General features: G+C 71.5%; 15 protein-coding genes and 1 pseudogene. 6 read left to right on the top strand and 10 right to left on the bottom strand.

Annotated features, from left to right (window positions below):
• Positions 1–35 precede the first annotated feature (35 nt).
• Complete coding sequence (locus tag ACIRDU_RS09835) at positions 36–1391, bottom strand: lysine N(6)-hydroxylase/L-ornithine N(5)-oxygenase family protein (RefSeq protein WP_403576560.1); 1356 nt, start codon at positions 1389–1391, stop codon at positions 36–38.
• 247 nt (positions 1392–1638) lie between these two features.
• On the opposite strand from ACIRDU_RS09835, the gene ACIRDU_RS09830 reads away from it, so the two are divergent.
• Both ACIRDU_RS09830 and ACIRDU_RS09825 read left to right on the top strand, forming a co-directional pair.
• Positions 1639–2586, top strand: coding sequence for a methionyl-tRNA formyltransferase (locus tag ACIRDU_RS09830; RefSeq protein ID WP_403576558.1), 948 nt, complete (start codon positions 1639–1641; stop codon positions 2584–2586).
• Positions 2587–2663: 77 nt separating this feature from the next.
• Positions 2664–3143 carry a MarR family winged helix-turn-helix transcriptional regulator gene (locus tag ACIRDU_RS09825; RefSeq protein ID WP_403576556.1) on the top strand — a complete coding sequence of 160 codons (480 nt, stop codon included), beginning with the start codon at positions 2664–2666 and terminating at the stop codon, positions 3141–3143.
• On the opposite strand, the gene ACIRDU_RS09820 is transcribed toward ACIRDU_RS09825, so the two are convergent.
• From ACIRDU_RS09820 to ACIRDU_RS09805, 4 genes are all read right to left on the bottom strand, one after another.
• On the bottom strand, positions 3125–3826 hold the full coding sequence (locus ACIRDU_RS09820; RefSeq protein WP_403576554.1) for a response regulator: 702 nt from the start codon (positions 3824–3826) through the stop codon (positions 3125–3127). The genes ACIRDU_RS09825 and ACIRDU_RS09820 overlap by 19 nt on opposite strands.
• Positions 3823–5451, bottom strand: coding sequence for an ATP-binding protein (locus ACIRDU_RS09815; protein WP_403577363.1), 1629 nt, complete (start codon positions 5449–5451; stop codon positions 3823–3825). Before ACIRDU_RS09815 ends, ACIRDU_RS09820 begins: the two co-directional genes overlap by 4 nt.
• Before the next feature lie 122 nt (positions 5452–5573).
• Entirely contained in the window at positions 5574–6062 is a 489-nt protein-coding gene (locus tag ACIRDU_RS09810; RefSeq protein WP_403576552.1) for a hypothetical protein, read from the bottom strand.
• Between the two features lie 76 nt (positions 6063–6138).
• Positions 6139–8022, bottom strand: a complete 1884-nt coding sequence (locus tag ACIRDU_RS09805) for an ABC transporter ATP-binding protein (RefSeq protein WP_403577360.1) — start codon at positions 8020–8022, stop codon at positions 6139–6141.
• Positions 8023–8237: 215 nt separating this feature from the next.
• On the opposite strand from ACIRDU_RS09805, the gene ACIRDU_RS09800 reads away from it, so the two are divergent.
• Positions 8238–9221 carry a YbhN family protein gene (locus ACIRDU_RS09800; RefSeq protein WP_403576550.1) on the top strand — a complete coding sequence of 328 codons (984 nt, stop codon included), beginning with the start codon at positions 8238–8240 and terminating at the stop codon, positions 9219–9221.
• Between the two features lie 263 nt (positions 9222–9484).
• A complete protein-coding gene (locus ACIRDU_RS09795) occupies positions 9485–10582 on the top strand; it encodes a mechanosensitive ion channel family protein (protein ID WP_403576548.1) in 1098 nt (365 codons plus the stop codon).
• A gap of 12 nt (positions 10583–10594) precedes the next feature.
• Here ACIRDU_RS09795 and ACIRDU_RS09790 read toward each other — a convergent pair whose 3' ends face one another.
• On the bottom strand, positions 10595–12139 hold the full coding sequence (locus ACIRDU_RS09790; protein WP_403576546.1) for a M1 family metallopeptidase: 1545 nt from the start codon (positions 12137–12139) through the stop codon (positions 10595–10597).
• Between the two features lie 187 nt (positions 12140–12326).
• On the opposite strand from ACIRDU_RS09790, the gene ACIRDU_RS09785 reads away from it, so the two are divergent.
• Complete coding sequence (locus ACIRDU_RS09785) at positions 12327–14546, top strand: NADP-dependent isocitrate dehydrogenase (protein WP_403576544.1); 2220 nt, start codon at positions 12327–12329, stop codon at positions 14544–14546.
• A 65-nt stretch (positions 14547–14611) separates the two neighbouring features.
• Here ACIRDU_RS09785 and ACIRDU_RS09780 read toward each other — a convergent pair.
• Positions 14612–14743 (bottom strand): annotated as a pseudogene (locus tag ACIRDU_RS09780) (DUF5713 family protein); the annotation flags it as partial.
• A 100-nt stretch (positions 14744–14843) separates the two neighbouring features.
• On the opposite strand from ACIRDU_RS09780, the gene ACIRDU_RS09775 reads away from it, so the two are divergent.
• Complete coding sequence (locus ACIRDU_RS09775; protein ID WP_403576542.1) at positions 14844–15656, top strand: N-formylglutamate amidohydrolase; 813 nt, start codon at positions 14844–14846, stop codon at positions 15654–15656.
• Here ACIRDU_RS09775 and ACIRDU_RS09770 read toward each other — a convergent pair.
• From ACIRDU_RS09770 to ACIRDU_RS09760, 3 genes are all read right to left on the bottom strand, one after another.
• A complete protein-coding gene (locus tag ACIRDU_RS09770) occupies positions 15653–16141 on the bottom strand; it encodes a hypothetical protein (protein WP_403577357.1) in 489 nt (162 codons plus the stop codon). The two genes, ACIRDU_RS09775 and ACIRDU_RS09770, sit on opposite strands and share 4 nt — an antisense overlap.
• A 5-nt stretch (positions 16142–16146) precedes the next feature.
• Entirely contained in the window at positions 16147–16722 is a 576-nt protein-coding gene (locus tag ACIRDU_RS09765; RefSeq protein ID WP_403576540.1) for an RNA polymerase sigma factor, read from the bottom strand.
• 62 nt (positions 16723–16784) lie between these two features.
• Positions 16785–18215 (bottom strand): S8/S53 family peptidase, encoded by a 1431-nt coding sequence (locus ACIRDU_RS09760; RefSeq protein ID WP_403576538.1) that lies wholly within the window; start codon positions 18213–18215, stop codon positions 16785–16787.
• Between the last annotated feature and the right edge of the window lie 51 nt (positions 18216–18266).

Below are 18266 nucleotides of genomic sequence, written 5' to 3'. Positions count from 1 at the left end.
CGCCGGTCGACGACCTCCGCCCCCCGCCGGAGCGTCTAGCGGGCCGTGCTGCCCGTGCCGTCGGCGAGCGTCCGCGTCCGGTCCGCGGCGGGCTCGGCCCCGCGGCCCAGGAGCGAGTCCAGGATCTCGCCCACCCTGATGGCGGTGTTGGAGAGCAGGGACGAGGTGATGCCGTGCGTGTGCTCCGTGCCGCCTTGCAGGTAGATGCCGCAGCGCAGGGCCGGGTCGGTCGTGATGCGCCAGTCGCGCTCGACACGGACGCGGCCCTCGTCGTCGCGCAGGCAGCGGTCGGCGACCTCACCGAGCAGGCTGGTGGGGTCGGCGGGACTGTAGCCGGTGGCGAAGACCACGACGTCCGCGTCGAGGTCGGTCTCCTCGCCGGTGACGAGGGAGGTCACGGTCGCCCGGACGCCGGACGGGGCCTCCTTGACGCCGGTGAGGCGGGAGACGTTGAGGAACCGCAGGCGCTCGGTGCCGAGGACCTTCTCCTGGTACGACTGCCGGTAGAGGTCGTCGATCAGGTCGATGTCCACCACGGAGTAGTTGGTGTTGCCGTGGTAGCCCATCAGCCGGCGCTTGACGTCCTCGGGCGCCGCGAAGTACTCGTCGACCGCCTGGGGGTCGAAGATCCGGTTGGCGAAGCTGCTGTCGTCGGCGGGGCTGTAGCCGTAGCGGGAGAAGACCGCGCAGACCTCGGCCCCGGGGAAGCGGCGGTGCAGGTAGGCGACGTTCTCGGCGGCGCTCTGGCCGGCTCCCACGACGACGAACCGGGAGGGCGAGGTGCCCTCCAACTCGTCGACTTTTGCGAGCAGTTCGGAGGTGTGCCAGACGCGTTCGCCGCGCTCCACACCCTCGGGCATGAGGGGGCGCAGGCCGGTGCCGATGACGAGGTTGCGGGCCCGGTGGACCTCGAGGCCGCCGCCGGAGCGGACGGTCACCTCCAGGTACTCCACGACGCCGTCCCGGGTCACGGGCGCGACGCCGACGACCTCGTGGCCGTAGGAGACCATGTCGTCGACCTGGGCCGCGGCCCACTCGAAGTAGTCGTGGAACTCCACGCGCAGCGGGAACAGGTTCTTGTGGTTGATGAAGTCGATCAGCCGGCCCTTGCTCTGCAGGTAGCACAGGAAGCTGTACTCGCTGGCAGGGTTTCGCAGCGTCACGAGGTCCTTGAGGAAGGAGACCTGCATGGTGGCGTCGTCGATGAGCATGCCGCGGTGCCAGCCGAAGCGGGGCTGCTGCTCGAAGAAGTGAGCGGTGACCGCCTCCTGCCTGCCGACGCGGGTGTTGTGCTCGCGGAGCGCGATCGCCATGGCCACATTCGACGGCCCGAAGCCGATACCGATCAGGTCGTGGACCGGTGGTGTGTCACCGGGAAGAGCCTGCGACATGTCACTCCCATCGTGCGGGGCAGCCGCGTGTCAGGTGTGGAGGGAACGAAAGACGGGCATGCCAACGGAGCGGCACCCCAAGGAACTTAGGTGAGCCTAAGCTAAACCCGTGGAGGTGTCGACAGGGCAAAACGGACACACCTTGGAGCTGCTCCCGTCAACTGGCGCATGGCGCGCGCCCGTTGCCAACTAAGGTAAGCCTTGCTTTACTGACGTCGGTCAACACCTTGCTCTGAGGAGGAACCCCATGCGGGTCGTCATGTTCGGTTACCAGACCTGGGGGCACCGCACCCTGCAAGCCCTCCTGGAGTCCGAGCACGACGTGGTGATGGTCGTCACCCACCCCAAGAGCGAGCACGCCTACGAGAAGATCTGGAGCGACTCCGTCGCCGACCTCGCCGAGGAACACGGCGTCCCGGTGCTGATCCGCAACCGCCCCGACGACGAGGAGCTGTTCGAGCGCCTCAAGGAGGCCGACCCGGACATCATCGTGGCCAACAACTGGCGCACGTGGATCCCCCCGCGCATCTTCGGCCTGCCCCGGCACGGCACCCTGAACGTGCACGACTCCCTGCTGCCCAAGTACGCCGGCTTCTCCCCGCTGATCTGGGCGCTCATCAATGGTGAGCCCGAAGTGGGCGTCACGGCGCACATGATGAACGACGAGCTCGACGCCGGCGACATCGTCCGGCAGGAGGCGGTGCCGGTCGGCCCGGCGGACACCGCGACCGACCTCTTCCACAAGACCGTCGACCTCATCGCCCCCGTCACCATCGGCGCGCTCGGCCTGATCGCCTCCGGGCAGACGGAGTTCACCGAGCAGGACCGCTCCCAGGCGTCCTTCTTCCACAAGCGGGCCGACGAGGACAGCCGCATCGACTGGAGCTGGCCGGCCGAGGACCTGGAGCGCCTGGTGCGCGCCCAGTCCGAGCCGTACCCCAGCGCCTACACCTTCCACAAGGGCAAGCGGCTCGACGTCCTGGCCTCGTTCGTGTCCGAGGGCCGCTACGGCGGCACGCCGGGCCGCATCTTCTACCGCGAGGGCGAGGGCGTGGTGATCGTCGCCGGTGCCGACGCCCGCACCGGACGTAACCACGGCCTGGCCATCACCCGCGTACGGACCGAGGACGGCCGGGAGTTGCCCGCGGCCGAGTACTTCACCTCCATGGGCGGCTACCTCACCAACCGCCCCTGACGCGGCGCCGGCGGCCCCGAGTGGTCGGCTCGCAACCGGCGTTCACAGTGAGGGAACAGCCGGGCCAACGTTCACGCATGACGCCGCCCAGCGTGCTGAACCTCAGCGCGTCCCTGATGTACGCGACGGGAAAGGCCGCCCGCCGCACCCTGTCGGAGAAGCTCAGCGCCAGGGGGCTGCGGTTGTGGCACCTGACCGTGCTGACCCTCGTAGCCGACCTCGGTCCGCAGCCCAAGGGCGTGCTGGCCGCGCGGCTGGACATGAACGCCAGTGACCTCGCGAAGATCGTGAAGGACCTGGCCGACGCGGGGCAGGTCGAGTGCGTCCGCAGCCTCACCGACCGCCGCCGCGTCGACGTCCGCATCACCCCGGAGGGCAGGAGGGCCCTCGACCATCTCAGCGCCGACATCGCGTCGGCGGACGACGACCTCCTGACGCCGCTGAGCGAGGCCGAACGGGAGCAACTCACCTCCCTGCTGCGGCGCGTGCAGACTCACCACGAGGGCACGGGTTCCTCGGCCGGGTTCCGGGTGGCGGCTCATGCCCGCCAGCCGTAACGGCGTTCGGGCCGCCCCGCGGCGCCGTAGCGCAGGGACACCTCCGCGCTGCCCGTGCCGTGGAAGTACTCCAGGTAGCGGCGTGCGCTGACCCGGGACACGCCGGTCAGGGCCGCGCACTCGGTGGCGGACAGGGTGCCCTCCGCCTCGCGCAGGGCCCGCTCGACGAGGTCGGCGGTCTCCACGCTCATGCCCTTGGGCAGGGTGGCCGCCGGCGCGGGCACGAACGCGCCGGCCAGGACGCGGTCCACGTCCGCCTGACCCCGGACCACCGTCGTGAGCAGCCGGCCCCGCTGTGCGGCGTAGCGCTCCAGGCGCAGCCGCAGATCGTCGAACTCGAAGGGCTTGAGGAGGTAGTCGACCACGCCGCGACGGACCGCGCCGCGCACGGTCTCGGCCTCCGTCGCCGCACTGATGACCATGACGTCGCAGTCGTGCCCGGCGGTGCGCAGCCGGGGGATGACGTCCAGTCCGAAGAGGTCGGGGAGGTACAGGTCGAGCAGGATGAGGTCGGGGCGCAGTTCGTCGACCGCCTCGATGGCACCTCCGCCGGTGTGGGCCGTACCGACGACGCGGAACGGCTCGACGCGTTCGACGAACGCCCGGTGGACCCTGGCCACCATGAAGTCGTCGTCGACCACGAGGACGTCGATCGTGCCCGCCTTGTCGCTCGCCGCGGTCATGGGGCCGCTCCTTCCGCCACCGTGCCGGTGAGGTGGCTGACGGTCATGCGTGCGGTGAACACGGCCCCTTCGGGGGTGTTGGCCACCGAGATCTCTCCCCCGTGCCGTTCGCAGACCAGCTTGGTCAGGGCCAGTCCGATGCCGCGCTCACCCTCGCGCGCGGCCTTGGTGGTGAAACCGTGGGAGAAGACCTCACGGGCCAGTTCGGGAGCCACGCCCGGCCCGGAGTCGCGGACCGCGATCTCCACGCTGGAGGCGTCCTGCCGCAGCGCGACCTCCACCCAGGCGTCGTCCTGTGCGCACGCGGCGTCGACGGCGTTGTCCACCAGGTTGCCCACCACGGTCGCCACGTCGGCCGCGTCCTCCGGGGCCAGCCGCTCCAGCGCGGTGTCGTCCGAGATCCGCAGGCTGACCTTCCGTTCGGCCGCGAGGGACGCCTTGGCCATCAGCAGCGCGGCCACCGCGGTGTCCCGGACGCGGCGGCTGAGGGTGACGTCCAGGGACTGGCGGTGCCGGCTCAACGCGCGGATGTAGCTGACGACTTCGTCCTGCTCGCCGATCTGGATCAGCCCGGAGATGGTGTGCAGCTGGTTGGCGAACTCGTGCGCCTGAGCGCGCAGCAGCTCCGAGGAGCTGCGGAAGGAGCCGATCTCCCGCTCCAGCCGGGCCAGTTCGGTGCGGTCGCGCAGGGTGGTGACCGAGCCGAGAGGCCGGCCGTCCTTGGTGACGGTCATCCGGTTCATCACCAGGACCCGGCCTCGGCGCACGACGACCTCGTCGCGCTCGCCGGCGGCGGTGCCGGACAGCACGTCGCGCAGCCGCCCGTCGATGCCGAGCCCCTCCAGGCTCTGGCCGACGCAGTCCTCGGGCAGGTCGAGCAGGCGGCGGCCCATGTCGTTGACGAGGGTGAGCCGGTGCTGCGGGTCCAGGGCGATCACGCCCTCGGCGATCCCGTACAGCATCGCCTCCCGGTGCTCGGCGAGCCCGGCGATCTCGCCCGGCTCCAGCCCGAGGGTCTGCCGTTTCACCCGCCGGGCCAGCAGCCAGGAGCCGGCCACGCCGAGTCCGCTGGCGATGCCCAGGTAGGCGAGCAGGTAGGAGGAGGCACCGTTGAGCCGCTGCCACACCGTCGGATCGGCCTCGCCGATCATCACCGTGCCGAGGATCCGGCCCAGGTTCTCCTCGGTGGCTCCGAGGACGGGGACCTGGGCGGCCAGCTCGCGGTTGCCGTCCAGGGTGAACTGCCCGGACCAGCCCCGCCCCCGGTCGGTGCCCGGCCCGAGCCGCATCCGCTCGCCGATCACCGTCGGGTTCGTGGAGCTGACGATCCGCCCGGCCCCGTCGGCCACCGTCACCGACGTCACCCCCGACTGCGCCTGCGTGGCGAGCACCAGCGGGGCGAGCGCCTCCCCCGGCGCGGGACGCACCAGTTGGCTGCGCACCAGCGGGTTGGCGGCCAGCTGCTCGGCGAGCGCGCTCACCCGGCGCCCCTCGACGCGGGCGAAGGTGGCCTGCGACTGGGCGAGGGAGACCGCGGCGACAGCCAGCAGCACCACCACGACGATGGCGAGCTGGAGCACCAGCATCTCGCCCGCGAGCGAGTGGCGACGAAAGGTGGCGACCACGACGAACTCAATCTCCGAGGCCGCCGCGAGGGGGCGGCTCATCTGCCGAGTCGCACCATCATGACGTCCACCAGCGGAAATCGAAAGGGAGATGCCGGGGGAAGGTCCGGACCGCGGTGACGTCAGGAGGCGTTCGCGCGCGGGCCGACGCCCGTCAGCTTCCGGACGGTGCCGCCGAGTTTCACCCGGAGCGGCTCCAGCATCCCGGGCTTGGCGCTGACCACCCAGCGCATGCCGACCAGGTACGTGCCCCCGTACACGCGGGCCGATTCCAGCCAGGTCTCCTTGAGCCTCTCCTCCGGGAAGGTGGTGATGAGGTAGTCGCCCTTCCGGGTGTGGCACACGCCCTCGCGCAGCTCGTCCGCCTCGGTGCGGATCTTCGCCTTGCAGCCGGTCAGACCGGCGATGACCTCCACCTTCGCCGGCGCGACCACCCCGGCGGCGGGAGCCGCGGACACGCTCGGCGTCGCCGCTGTCCCGCCGTCGTCACCGCCGCCGCAGGCTGTGAGAAGCGCAAGCACGGCCAGGACCCCGGCCGTGGCGGCGGCGCGACGCCGGGCACGGCACGGGGTCAAGCGGGTGGATCGTACGTGCGGTCGCTGCTGGAACACTTCACCTCTCCGGGTACGGCTGTCGGCAGGAGTACTCGGCAGGAGTACGGACAGGTCCCGGCAGGTGTTCACCGTTCTAGGCGGCCTCCTCCACCGCGGCCACCCGCGTCCCGCCGAACTGGGTGCGGTACAGCTCCGCGTACCGCTGCCCCGCCGCCAGCAGTTCCTCGTGCGTGCCCCGTTCCACGATCCGGCCGGCCTCCACCACCAGGATCTGGTCCGCCGCGCGGACGGTGGAGAGGCGGTGGGCGATCACGACGGCCGTGCGGCCTTCGAGAGCTTCGGTGAGAGCTTCCTGGACGGCGGCCTCGGAGGTGTTGTCGAGGTGGGCGGTGGCCTCGTCGAGGATGACGACGCGCTGGCGGGCGAGCAGCAGCCGGGCGATGGTCATGCGCTGGCGTTCGCCGCCGGAGAGGCGGTAGCCGCGTTCGCCGACGACGGTGTCGAGGCCGTCGGGCAGGGACCGTACGAGGTCGTCGAGGCGGGCCCGGCGCAGCGCGTCCCACAGCTCGTCCTCCGTGGCCCCGGGGCGGGCGAGCCGGAGGTTGGCGCGGACGGTGTCGTGGAAGAGGTGGCCGTCCTGGGTGACCATGCCCAGGGTCTCCCGCAGCGACTGCGCCGTGAGGTCGCGGACATCGACGCCGCCGATGCGTACGGCCCCCTCGTCGGTGTCGTACAGGCGCGGCATCAGCTGCGCGATGGTCGACTTGCCCGCGCCGGAGGAGCCGACGAGCGCCACCGTCTGGCCGGGTTCGGCGCGGAAGGACAGGCCGTGCAGGACCTCGTCGCCGCCTCGCTTGTCCAGGGACGCGACCTCCTCGAGGGAGGCCAGGGAGACCTTGTCGGCGGCGGGGTAGCCGAAACGGACCCGGTCGAACTCGACCGCCACGGGCCCGTCGGGCACCGGGCGCGCGTCCGGCTTCTCCTCGATGAGGGGCCTGAGGTCGAGCACCTCGAAGACCCGCTCGAAGCTGACCAGCGCGCTCATCACCTCGACGCGCGCCCCCGCGAGCACCGTCAGCGGCGCGTAGAGCCGGGTCAGGAGCAGCGCGAGCGACACGACAGCGCCCGGTTCCAGGGCACCGCGCAGGGCGAACCAGCCGCCGAGGCCGTAGACCAGGGCCAGGGCGAGGGCCGAGACCAGGGTCAGGGCCGTGATGAAGGCCGCCTGGGCGGTCGCCGTCCGGATCCCGATCTCCGCGACCCGGCGGGCCCGCTCGGCGAACTCCTCCGACTCCTCCTCCGGCCGCCCGAAGAGCTTGACCAGCGTGGCACCGGGAGCGGAGAACCGCTCGGTCATGCGGGTGCCCATCGCCGCGTTCAGCGTCGCCGCCTCCCGCTGCATCCGGGCCATCCGGCTGCCCATGCGCCGGGCCGGGATCACGAACACCGGCAGCAGCACCAGCGCGAGCAGCGTGATCTGCCAGGACAGCGTGAGCATCACCACGAGGGTGAGCAGCAGGGTGACCAGGTTGCTGACCACTCCGGACAGGGTGTTGCTGAACGCGCGCTGGGCGCCGATCACGTCGTTGTTGAGCCGGGAGACGAGGGCGCCCGTACGAGTGCGTGTGAAGAACGCGACCGGCATGCGCTGCACATGGTCGAAGACGGCGGTCCGCAGATCGAGGATGAGGTGTTCGCCCAGCGTCGCCGACAGCCTCCGGCCGAGGATGCCCAGCGCCGCCTCCGCCACCGCGATCAGCGCGATGAGCAGCGCGAGCCGTACGACCCTGCCCTCGTCGCCGCCCGACACGATCGTGTCCACGACCCATCCGGCCAGGACGGGGGTCGCCACGGCGAGCAGGGCGGTGCCCACGCCCAGCAGGACGAAGAGGGCGATGCGGCGCCGGTGGGGGCGGGCGAACGCGCCGATGCGGCGCAGGGTCGCCAGGGCGAAGGGGCGGCGCTCGCGTTCGGCGTTCATGACGCTGTGCAGCTGTGTCCACGCTGTGGTCTCCATACTCATGGGAACGACGGTAGAACCTCAAGCAATCTTGAGGTCAAGAAGCTCGCGCATCGCCCCGACATCCCGCACAATCAGCCCGATCCCCCTCTTCCCCGTCCCTTCGCGCAAAGGCCCCGATGACGCTCCCCACACAGCCGCTTCCCGCGCGCAATCCCCAGTCCCCGCTCCCGCAACCCGCAGTTGGCACGGCCTGGACAGCCTCAGGAGACGTGACAGCGGTACAACTCCCCGAACTCCGACCGGGACGACTCCCCCGTCGCGTCCCGGTCCGCCGACTGCGGCAGATCCTGTGTCTGCTCCCGCTCCTGCTCGTCACCGTGGTCGCGGTGCAGCACCGGTCGGTGCTGGCCGCGGGTTTCGCGCATCTGGGCACCGCCGAGTGGCCCTGGCTGCTGGCCGCGGCCGGGACGACCTGTCTGACCTGGGTCGCCGCTGCCTGCACCCGGCAGGGCGCGGTCGTCGAGCGGCTGCCCCGACGGCGGCTGCTGGCCACGCAGTTCGCGGCGGGCGCGGCCAACCACCTGCTGCCGACCGGGCTGGGCGCGAGCGCGGTCAACCTGCGGTTCATGACGGTGTGCGGGCTGCCGCTCGCCCGCTCCTCGGCCGCCCTCGGCCTGTACCTGCTGGCCGAGAGCGTCGGCCGGGTGGTGCTGCTGGGTGCCCTGCTCATCGCGTTCCCCGACGCGCTGCGGCTCGGCACGCTGGTGCCGGAGACGGCGTTCGGCCCGCTGCTGGCCGGCGTCGCAGTGGTGCTCATGATCGGGGCGGCCGTGCTCGCCCTCGTACAGCGGCTGCGCTCGGCCCTGGTGTCGTTCCTGCGGACGGCACTCGGCGAGGCGCGCTCGGTGCACACCCGCCCGGCGCGGGCCCTGGCGCTGTGGGGTGGCTCCTTCACCTTCCCGGCGCTCCAGGCGTCCGTCCTGGTGCTGGTGGGGCGGGCGCTGGGACTGGACATCCCGGCCGCGCACATGGCGGTGGCCTACCTGGCGGCGACGGTCGCCGTCGCGCTGGTGCCCACGCCGGGTGGGATCGGCTCGGTGGAGGCGGCGCTGGTCATGGCGCTGGTGGCGGCGGGAGGCCCGGCCGATGTGGCCACCGCCGTGGTCCTGGCCTTCCGGGTCATCACCGTCTGGCTGCCGCTGGTGCCGGGCGCGCTGACGCTGGGGGCGCTGGTACGGCTGAAGGTGATCTGACCCGGTGGCGCGCCGGCTCGGTCACGCGGCAGGGGCGCGCGTGACCGTGCGTCATGTGCACTAACTCACCCTCCCCCGACCCCCGTCCGCGGTTCGGAACCCCGTGCGGGATGCGGCAGGATGAACGATCGTGCCGACCGCAGGTCAGGGTGGTCGGGCACCTTCGAGCATCCCGGAGAACGAGCAGGTGACGACGTGACGAGAATGCACATCCGGCCGTTGACGACGGCGTTGGCCGTGGTTCCCCGCCCCGGAGGTGACCGGTGAACCGGGCACTCACCGTGGACGACCTGCTGTTCGCCGGCATCGCCCTCGGCTCGGGCCTGCTGGCGGCGTTCGCGCTGCGCATCCTGCTGCGCTGGCTGGGAAGGCACGCCGACCGCACCCGCTGGAGCGGGGACGACGTCATCGTGCACGCGCTGCGGGCCGTGGTGCCCTGGGCCGCGGTCGTGGGCGGCGTGGCGGGCGCGGCGGCGGTGCTGCCGCTGACCCGGGCGGTGCAGCACACCACCAACCAGGTGCTCACCGTGCTGCTCATCTTCGTCGCGACGGTGTCGGCGGCCCGGGTGGTGACCGGGCTGGTCCGTACGGTCACGCAGTCCCGCTCCGGGGTCGCCGGATCGGCCACGATCTTCGTCAACATCACCCGGATCCTGGTCCTGGCGATCGGCTTCCTGGTGGTGCTCCAGACCCTGGGCATCTCGATAGCGCCGATGCTCACCGCCCTGGGTGTGGGCGGTCTGGCGGTCGCGCTGGCGTTGCAGGACACCCTCGCCAACCTCTTCGCGGGCATCCACATCCTCGCCTCCAAGACCGTCCAGCCCGGTGACTACATCCGGCTCAGCAGCGGCGAGGAGGGCTACGTCGAGGACATCAACTGGCGGCAGACGACGATCCGCAACCTGTCCAACAACCTCATCGTGCTCCCCAACGGCCAGCTCGCGCAGGCGAACATGACCAACTTCATGCGCCCAGAGGAGCAGCTGACCATCCTGGTCCAGGTCGGGGTGGCCTACGACAGCGACCTGGACCACGTGGAGCGGGTGACCAACGAGGTCATCGCCGAGACGATGACCGAGGTCGAGGGCGCCGTGCCCGACCACGAGCCGATCATCCGGTTCCACACCTTCGGCGACTCCCGCATCGGCTTCACCGTCATCCTGGGCGTCGGCGAGTTCAGCGACCAGTACCGGATCAAGCACGAGTTCATCAAGCGCCTGCACAAGCGCTACCGCGCGGAGGGCATCCGCATACCCGCCCCGGCCCGGACGGTGGCGCTGCAGCAGGGCGCGGTCGTCATCCCCCAGCAGCGCACCGGCGCGATCGAGCCGGGCGAAGTGGCCTCCGTCCGGCTCGACTAGCGGCTCACGGCGTCACAGCGTCGCGGAGTTGTCGTGGTGCCCGCTGTCCCTCCGGTTGCGCGGCGCCGAGAGGGACGGCGCGACCGGCGTCACGGTCCAGTCGGGGTGGCCCGGCATCCGCGGCGTCTTCGTGCCGTACAGCCACTCCCGCAGGAATCCGGAGAGGTCCTGGCCGGAGATTTCCGAGGCGACCGCGATGTAGTCCTCGGTGGAGGCCGAGGAGTCGCGGTAGCGCTCCAGGAAGGCACGCTCGACGGCGCTGAAGGCCGCCTCGCCGATCTGCTGCCGCAGCGCGTAGAGGACGAGGACGCCACCCAGGTAGCGCTGGCTGTCGAACAGATTCGCCGCGTTGGGCGCGGCGACCGGCCCCGAGGTGCGGCGCCACTGGTCGCCCATGGCGTAGGTGTCCTTCATCCGGGCTTCCATGGTGGTCATGCCCTTGGAGTCGGGCCAGCCGCGCTCGTAGCGGTACAGCAGCCCGTAGAAGTCGGCGTGCCCCTCGTTCAGCCACAGGTCGGCCCAGGTGGCGGGGCTGACGCTGTTGCCGAAGTAGGAGTGGACCAGCTCGTGCATCATGTGCGAGCCGATCTTGCTCTCCTCCTGGAGGAGGTAGTTCGGCTTGTAGATCGTGAGGGTCTGGGTCTCCAGGCCCGTGAAGTCGAAGGCGTCCGGGGCGTCGTTGTTGCAGGGCAGCAGGCCGTACGTCTCGAAGGGGTAGGCGCCGAGCCGCTGCTCGACCCACGACACCAGGGCCGGGGTGAGCGCCAGGGCCGGTTCCAGGGCGGCGGCCCGGGCGACGGGGACGACGTCCCGCAGCGGCAGGCCGTGCGGGCCCTGCCGGTCCTTGATCACGTAGTCGCCGACGGTGATCTGCACCACCTCGGTGGCGATCGGCGAGCGGGAGCGGTACGTGTACGCGGTCCGATCGCCGGGAAGCTGTTCGGTGCGCTCGAGGCTGCCGCTCGCGACGCCCCGCAGTCCGGCGGGAACGGTGAGGCGGAAGGTGAAGTCGGCCTTGTCGGAGGGGTGGTCGTTGCAGGGGAAGACGGTGTGCGCCAGGTCCGGCTGACAGCACACCGCGAATCCGTCCGGGGTGGCCACCCAGCCGCCGGCGGGCGGCGGGGTACGGCGCGGGTCGGCGCCGTAGGCCACGCACACGGTGACCCGGGCCTTCGCCGCGAGCTTCCGTGCGGGGGTGATCCGCAGCTTCTCGGCCACCTGCTCGAAGGTGGCGGTGCGGCCGTCGATCCGGACGGAGCGTATGTCCAGGCCGCGCGCGTCCAGGGAGAAGCGGCTCAGGGCCTGGGTGGTGCGGATGGTCAGGGTCGCGGTGGCCTCGACGAGCCTGGTCGTGGCGTCGTACGCGAAGTCGAGGTGGTAGGCCGAGACGCGGTATCCGTCGTTGCCGAGGGCGGGGAAGACGGGGTCGCCGAGGGTCTCGGGGCCCGGGGCGGCGCCGGTCCTGCCGGCCGCCTGGGCCGGGATCCCCGTGGTCAGAGCCGCCGCCGTGCCGATGAGGGCGACCGCGGGGGCCGTCACTCTGGTGCGATATCTCATGGTCCGCTTTCGCTCGGACGGCCGGGTGGTCAAGTCCGGCCGTGGCTTGGAGTGAGTGATCTCTCTCCAGGACACGGGAACGGGCCGATCGGTTGCACGAAACTGGGCGCCGACCCCTGTCGAGACGAGGTCGATCACGAGATATCTTGATGTCGAGCAATGTTGCAGACGTGGAGCGGAGCACCCGGTGACTGACTCGACCATCATCTATACGCACACTGACGAGGCCCCCGCCCTGGCGACGTATTCCTTCCTGCCGGTGGTCCGGGCGTACGCGTCACAGGCGGGTGTCCCCGTGGAGACCCGCGACATCTCGCTGGCCGGACGCATCATCGCCCTGTTCCCGGAGTACCTGACCGAGGACCAGCGCATCCCGGACGCCCTCGCGGAGCTCGGTGAGCTGGCCAAGACGCCCGCCGCCAACATCATCAAGCTGCCGAACATCTCGGCGTCCATCCCGCAGCTCAAGGCCGCCGTGGCCGAGCTGCAGGGCCAGGGCTACGCGCTGCCGGACTACCCGGACGACCCGAAGACCGACGAGGAGCGCGAGATCCGCGCCCGCTACGACAAGGTCAAGGGCTCCGCCGTGAACCCTGTCCTGCGTGAGGGCAACTCCGACCGGCGCGCCCCCGCCTCGGTCAAGAACTACGCCAAGTCCCACCCGCACCGCATGGGCGCCTGGACCGCCGAGTCCAAGACGAACGTGGCGACCATGGGGCAGAACGACTTCCGCTCCACCGAGAAGTCCGTCGTGATCGCCGAGGACGGCGCGCTGCGCATCGAGCTGGTCGGCGACGACGGCACCACCACGGTGCTGCGCGAGTCCGTACCGGTGCTCGCCGGCGAGGTCGTCGACGCCTCCGTGATGCGCGTCGCCGCGCTGCGCGAGTTCCTGACCGCGCAGGTCGCCAAGGCCAAGTCCGAGGGCGTGCTGTTCTCGGTGCACCTGAAGGCGACGATGATGAAGGTCTCCGACCCGATCGTCTTCGGCCACGTGGTGCGCGCCTTCTTCCCGAAGACGTTCGCGCAGTACGGCGACAAGCTCGCCGCGGCCGGCCTCACCCCGAACGACGGTCTGGGCGGCATCTACAAGGGCCTGGAGTCCCTGCCGGAGGGCGCCGAGATCAAGGCCTCCTTCGACGCCGAGCTCGCCGAGGGCCCGGAGCTGGCGATGGTCGACTCCGACAAGGGCATCACCAACCTGCACGTCCCCTCGGACGTCATCGTCGACGCCTCCATGCCGGCCATGATCCGCACCTCCGGCCACATGTGGGGCCGGGACGGCCAGGAGCACGACACCCTCGCGGTGCTGCCGGACTCCTCCTACGCGGGCGTCTACCAGGCCGTGATCGACGACTGCCGGGCCAACGGCGCCTACGACCCCTCCACCATGGGTTCGGTGCCGAACGTCGGTCTGATGGCGCAGAAGGCCGAGGAGTACGGCAGCCACGACAAGACCTTCGAGATCGCCACCACGGGCACGGTCCGCCTGGTCGACCAGAACGGCACCGCCCTCATCGAGCAGAGCGTCTCGGCCGGCGACATCTTCCGCGCCTGCCAGACCAAGGACGCGCCGATCAAGGACTGGGTGAAGCTGGCCGTCACCCGCGCCCGCGCCACCGGCGACCCGGCGGTGTTCTGGCTGGACGAGACCCGCGCGCACGACGCCAACCTCATCGCCAAGGTCAACACGTACCTCGCGGAGCACGACACCGAGGGCCTGGACATCCGGATCCTCAACCCGGTCGAGGCGACGAAGCTGTCGGTGGAGCGCATCCGCCGCGGCGAGAACACGATCTCGGTCACCGGCAACGTCCTGCGTGACTACCTGACCGACCTGTTCCCGATCCTGGAGCTGGGCACCAGCGCCAAGATGCTGTCGGTCGTCCCGCTGATGGCGGGCGGCGGCCTGTTCGAGACGGGTGCGGGCGGCTCGGCGCCGAAGCACGTGCAGCAGCTGGTCAAGGAGAACTACCTGCGCTGGGACTCCCTGGGTGAGTTCTTCGCCCTGGTTCCGTCCTTCGAGCAGTTCGCGAAGGTGACGGGCAACGCCCGTGCCCAGGTCCTGGCCGACACCCTGGACCGCGCCACGGCGACCTTCCTCAACGAGGACAAGTCCCCGACCCGTCGCGTCGGCGGCATCGACAACCGCGGCAGCCACTTCTACCTGTCCCTGTACTGGGCGCAGGAGCTGGCCGGGCAGACCGACGACGCGGACCTGGCGAAGGCCTTCGCCCCGCTCGCCGAGACGCTCGCCGCGAACGAGCAGAAGATCGTCGAGGAGCTGATCGGCGCCCAGGGCAAGCCGGTGGAGATCGGCGGCTACTACCAGCCCGACCCGGCGAAGGCCGCGGCGGCCATGCGCCCGTCCACCACGTGGAACGAGGCCCTGGCGTCCCTGAGCTGACGCCCCGGCTCCGCCCCGGCCGGCACAGCGCCCGGCCGGGGCGGAGCCATGTGCGCTCCCGGCCCTCACCACTCCCGCGTGGCGATCAGCTCCTCCACGTCCGCGTCCGGGAAGCCGTACGCACGCGCGACAAAGCCGAAGTCCTCGGCTGTCTCCTCGCGGGCCACCGTCTCGATCACACTGCCCGCCGCCTCGAACGCGGGTTGCTGATCGGCATGGCGTCCTCGGCCTCGATGGTCGGGCGATGTGGCACCTTGATCCTGCCGGACACCACTGACAACGCCTGGGAGCCGCCCCGTGACCGACGCCCCGCCGCCCTTCGAACTGCTGCCGGGGACCACGGACTCCCCGGTGATCCTCCATGTGCCGCACGCCGCGCGGGAGATACCGGACGCCGTGCGGGCGGGGATCGGGCTCGGCGACGAGGAGCTGGCGCGCGAGCTGGACCTCATCACGGACGCGCACACGGACCGGATCGCCGAGGTGGCGGCCGGGCTGTCGGGCGTCACACCGTGGCGGTTCGTCAATCGGCTGTCGCGGCTGGTCGTCGATCCGGAACGGTTTCCGGACGAGCGGGAGGAGATGCTCGCCGTGGGGATGGGCGCGGTGTACACGCGGACCACGCACGGCGACGCGCTGCGGTCCGAGGGCGTCGATGCCGGGCCGCTCGTCGAACGGTACTTCCTGCCCTACGCACGGGCGATGACCGAGGCCGTGGCGGACCGCCTGGACTCCACCGGGCGGGCCGTGATCATCGACGTGCACTCGTACCCGAGCCTCAGGCTCCCGTACGAGCTGCACGGGGAGGGCCCCCGCCCGGCGGTCTGCCTCGGTACCGACTCCTTCCACACGCCTCCGACGCTGCTGGACGCCGCCCGGGAGGCGTTCGGGGAGACGGAGCTCGACACCCCGTTCAGCGGGACCTACGTCCCCCTGGAGTTCTACGGAACACGGCGCGAGGTGAGCGCGCTCATGGTGGAGATCCGCCGGGACACGTACATGACCGAGCCGGGCGGTCCCGCCGGACCCGGCGTGGAGCGGCTCGCCGCCGCGCTGGCCGGCCTGGTCGAGGCCGTGTCCCGCGGAACAGGCTCACGACCGGGCGTCTAGGCCCGCAGCCACTCCGTCACCACCACGTCCCCGCCGGTCCGCAACCGCAGGGCGAACGGGCCGGACAGCGGCACGTCGCCCGTGAAGCGGCCCAGGTCGTCGGCGGTGAGCGGGGAACCGGGCCGTGGCCCGCCGAGGACCTCGATCAGGGCCGGCTGCGGCGGCAGCACCTGCCCCATCAGCCCCTGCGCGGTCACCTCGACGTCGACGGTCACCTCACCCGCCCGGAAGGTCAGCATCCGGGGCACGTCGGTGACGCCCCGGACCGGGAGCGCGTCGACCAGCGAGTCGAAGGTCAGCTCGGCCACGCGCGCGTCGAGGTCGTGCAGCGCGTAGGCGTCGACGGCGATCTGCTGGAGCTCCGCCGGCACCGGGTCGAGGACGGCGGCGGCCTGGCGCAGCTCCTCCTCCAGCAAACCCGCGTCGAACTCCTCGTCGTCGAAGTCCTCTTCGCCGGACAGGTCGTCGTCCATGCCGCTGTTCATGTCGCTCACATCGCTCCCCGTGCCTCGAGCCGGGCCCGCAGACGCCGCAGACAGCGCTGGCGCAGCGGCCCGATGCTGCCCACCGCGATCCCCAGCGCGGCGGACACGTCCTGGTAGCTGGGCGGCGGCGTGGCCATCAGCACCCGCAGCAACTGCCTGCACCGCTCGCCCAGTTCCTCGAACTCCTGCCACAGCCGCCGGACACGTTCGCTCTGCGCGGCGGCCTCCTCGGAGTCGAGCAGCGACTGTTCCGGCGTGCCGTCCTCACTGACCCGGTCCAGCAGCTGCGGATCGTCCGTGAGGGTCAGCCGCTGGGAGTTCCTGATGACCTTGAGGCACTCGTGGCGGGCGGTGCTCGCCAGCCACGCGCCCGCCTTGCCGGGCTCGCGGATCCGCCCGAGGTGCTGGGCGAAGCGGAACCAGGCCGTCTGGTAGACCTCGTGGGCGTCGGCGTCGGAGAGCCGGTGGGCCCGGACGACGGACCACACCAGGGGGCTCAGCCCTTCCACGAGCGTCTTCCAGGCCGCCGCGTCACCGTCGGCGGCTGCCTGGACGAGCGCGCCGGCATCAGTACGGTCCACGGCAGCCCCACCCCTCGAGTACGGCACGTCATCGTACGCGGTGGCGGGGGCGGCTTCGGCCCTCACCGCCCGGGGCCGAGGCGCACGACCGGGACCGGGCGCCAGGTGGGCGGACGCAGCGCCGGGACGTGCGCGCCGCGCACTTCCGCGAACTCCGCGTCGGCGGCGAGGAGTTGCCGCCGGGCCGCGCGCGGGTCGGTCTCCTTGTGCGCCGTCATGTGGGCGGCGACCAGGCCCGCCGTCACGGGGGTGGCGAAGGAGGTGCCGCTCCACTGCGCGTACCCCTCGAACATCACCTGGTCCGGCTTGGCGGCGTTGCCCTCGTCGCTCAGCACGCCGCTGTGGCTGGGGTGCTGACAGGTGCAGCCGTACGAAGAGCCGTAGCGGCAGGCGTCGTACGTGGAGTGCTGGTACACGTACGGGACGGGCGAGTCGAAGCCGGTGAGGGCGCTGGTGAGGCGCTCGCCGGGGGCGTAGACCTTCACCCAGGGGCCGTGGTTGGTGAAGCAGGCGCCGTGTTCGCCGTCGCTGCGCAGGGCGCCGACCGACAGCACGGAGTCCTCCCAGCCGGGCAGATCGGCGTAGGCGGCGGGCCAGAACGGCGCGGCACCGGCGTTGTTGCCGGCGGCGGCGACCAGCAGGGTGCGCTGCTCGCGCAGTTCCCGCATGAAGTTCTCGACGCCGAGCAGGCCGTCGGTGCGGCCGTTGGAGGTGCCGGCGGAGAGGCTGAGGACGTCGGGCCAGCCGCCGGCGTCGACGGCCTCGAAGAGCTTCTCGCCGAACTCGGACTCGAGGATGGCGCCGGCGTCGTTGAGGGTGCCGCGCACGGTGATGTCGGTGTTGGGCGCGACGGCGGCGACGAGCCCGGCGATGAACGTGCCGTGTCCGACGTACTGCTGGAGGATCCCCTGGTCGTCGCACTCCTGGACCTGGGCGTCGCCGTCGGTGTGGGCCAGCAGGCCGCAGGAGCGGTAGTCGTGCATGAGGCCGGTGTCGACGACGAGGACGCCGACGGCGGTGTCCGGGTCGTGGGGAGTGTCGGCGGCAGCCGGGTTGGGCGGCTCGCTGAGCGGGGCGGGGACGGGCTCGTCGCCGGGGCAGGCGTTGACCGCGATGTGCACCACGTGGTTGCGGGCGACCATCCGGCGTCCGGCCCGGGACTCGTGCTCCCGTACCGAGCGCAGGGCGTGGGCGACGGCGCGGTCGGTGTCCCGGCGGCCCTCGCCGGGGTCGCCGACGCGGATCCGGGTGATGCCGCTGCGGTTGCTCTGCGGTCCCGCGCGGCGGACCTGCTCCTGGTCGAGGTCGGGTGCGGCCGTGAAGTGCGCCCGTACCGTGTCCTCGACGACCCGGGCCTCCTCGCCGTCGCGGACGAGGACCACGCCCTTCTCGTACATGAACTCCGCCGAGTCGTCCGGGCCCATCGCCAGGGGGACGTCCGGCATCGAGCGCTGGATCTGGTCGAACTGCTCGTGGAATCGCTGAGGTGCCATGGCGGGTCCTCCCGTTGGTGCGACGGCGTCGGCCGGTTCCGCTGAGCGGTC

This window comes from Streptomyces sp. NPDC093598, from assembly GCF_044764825.1.
Taxonomy (GTDB): Bacteria; Actinomycetota; Actinomycetes; order Streptomycetales; family Streptomycetaceae; genus Streptomyces.
The sequence above is the reverse complement of the archived record's forward strand: the minus strand, read 5'-3'. Positions and strand labels throughout refer to the sequence as shown.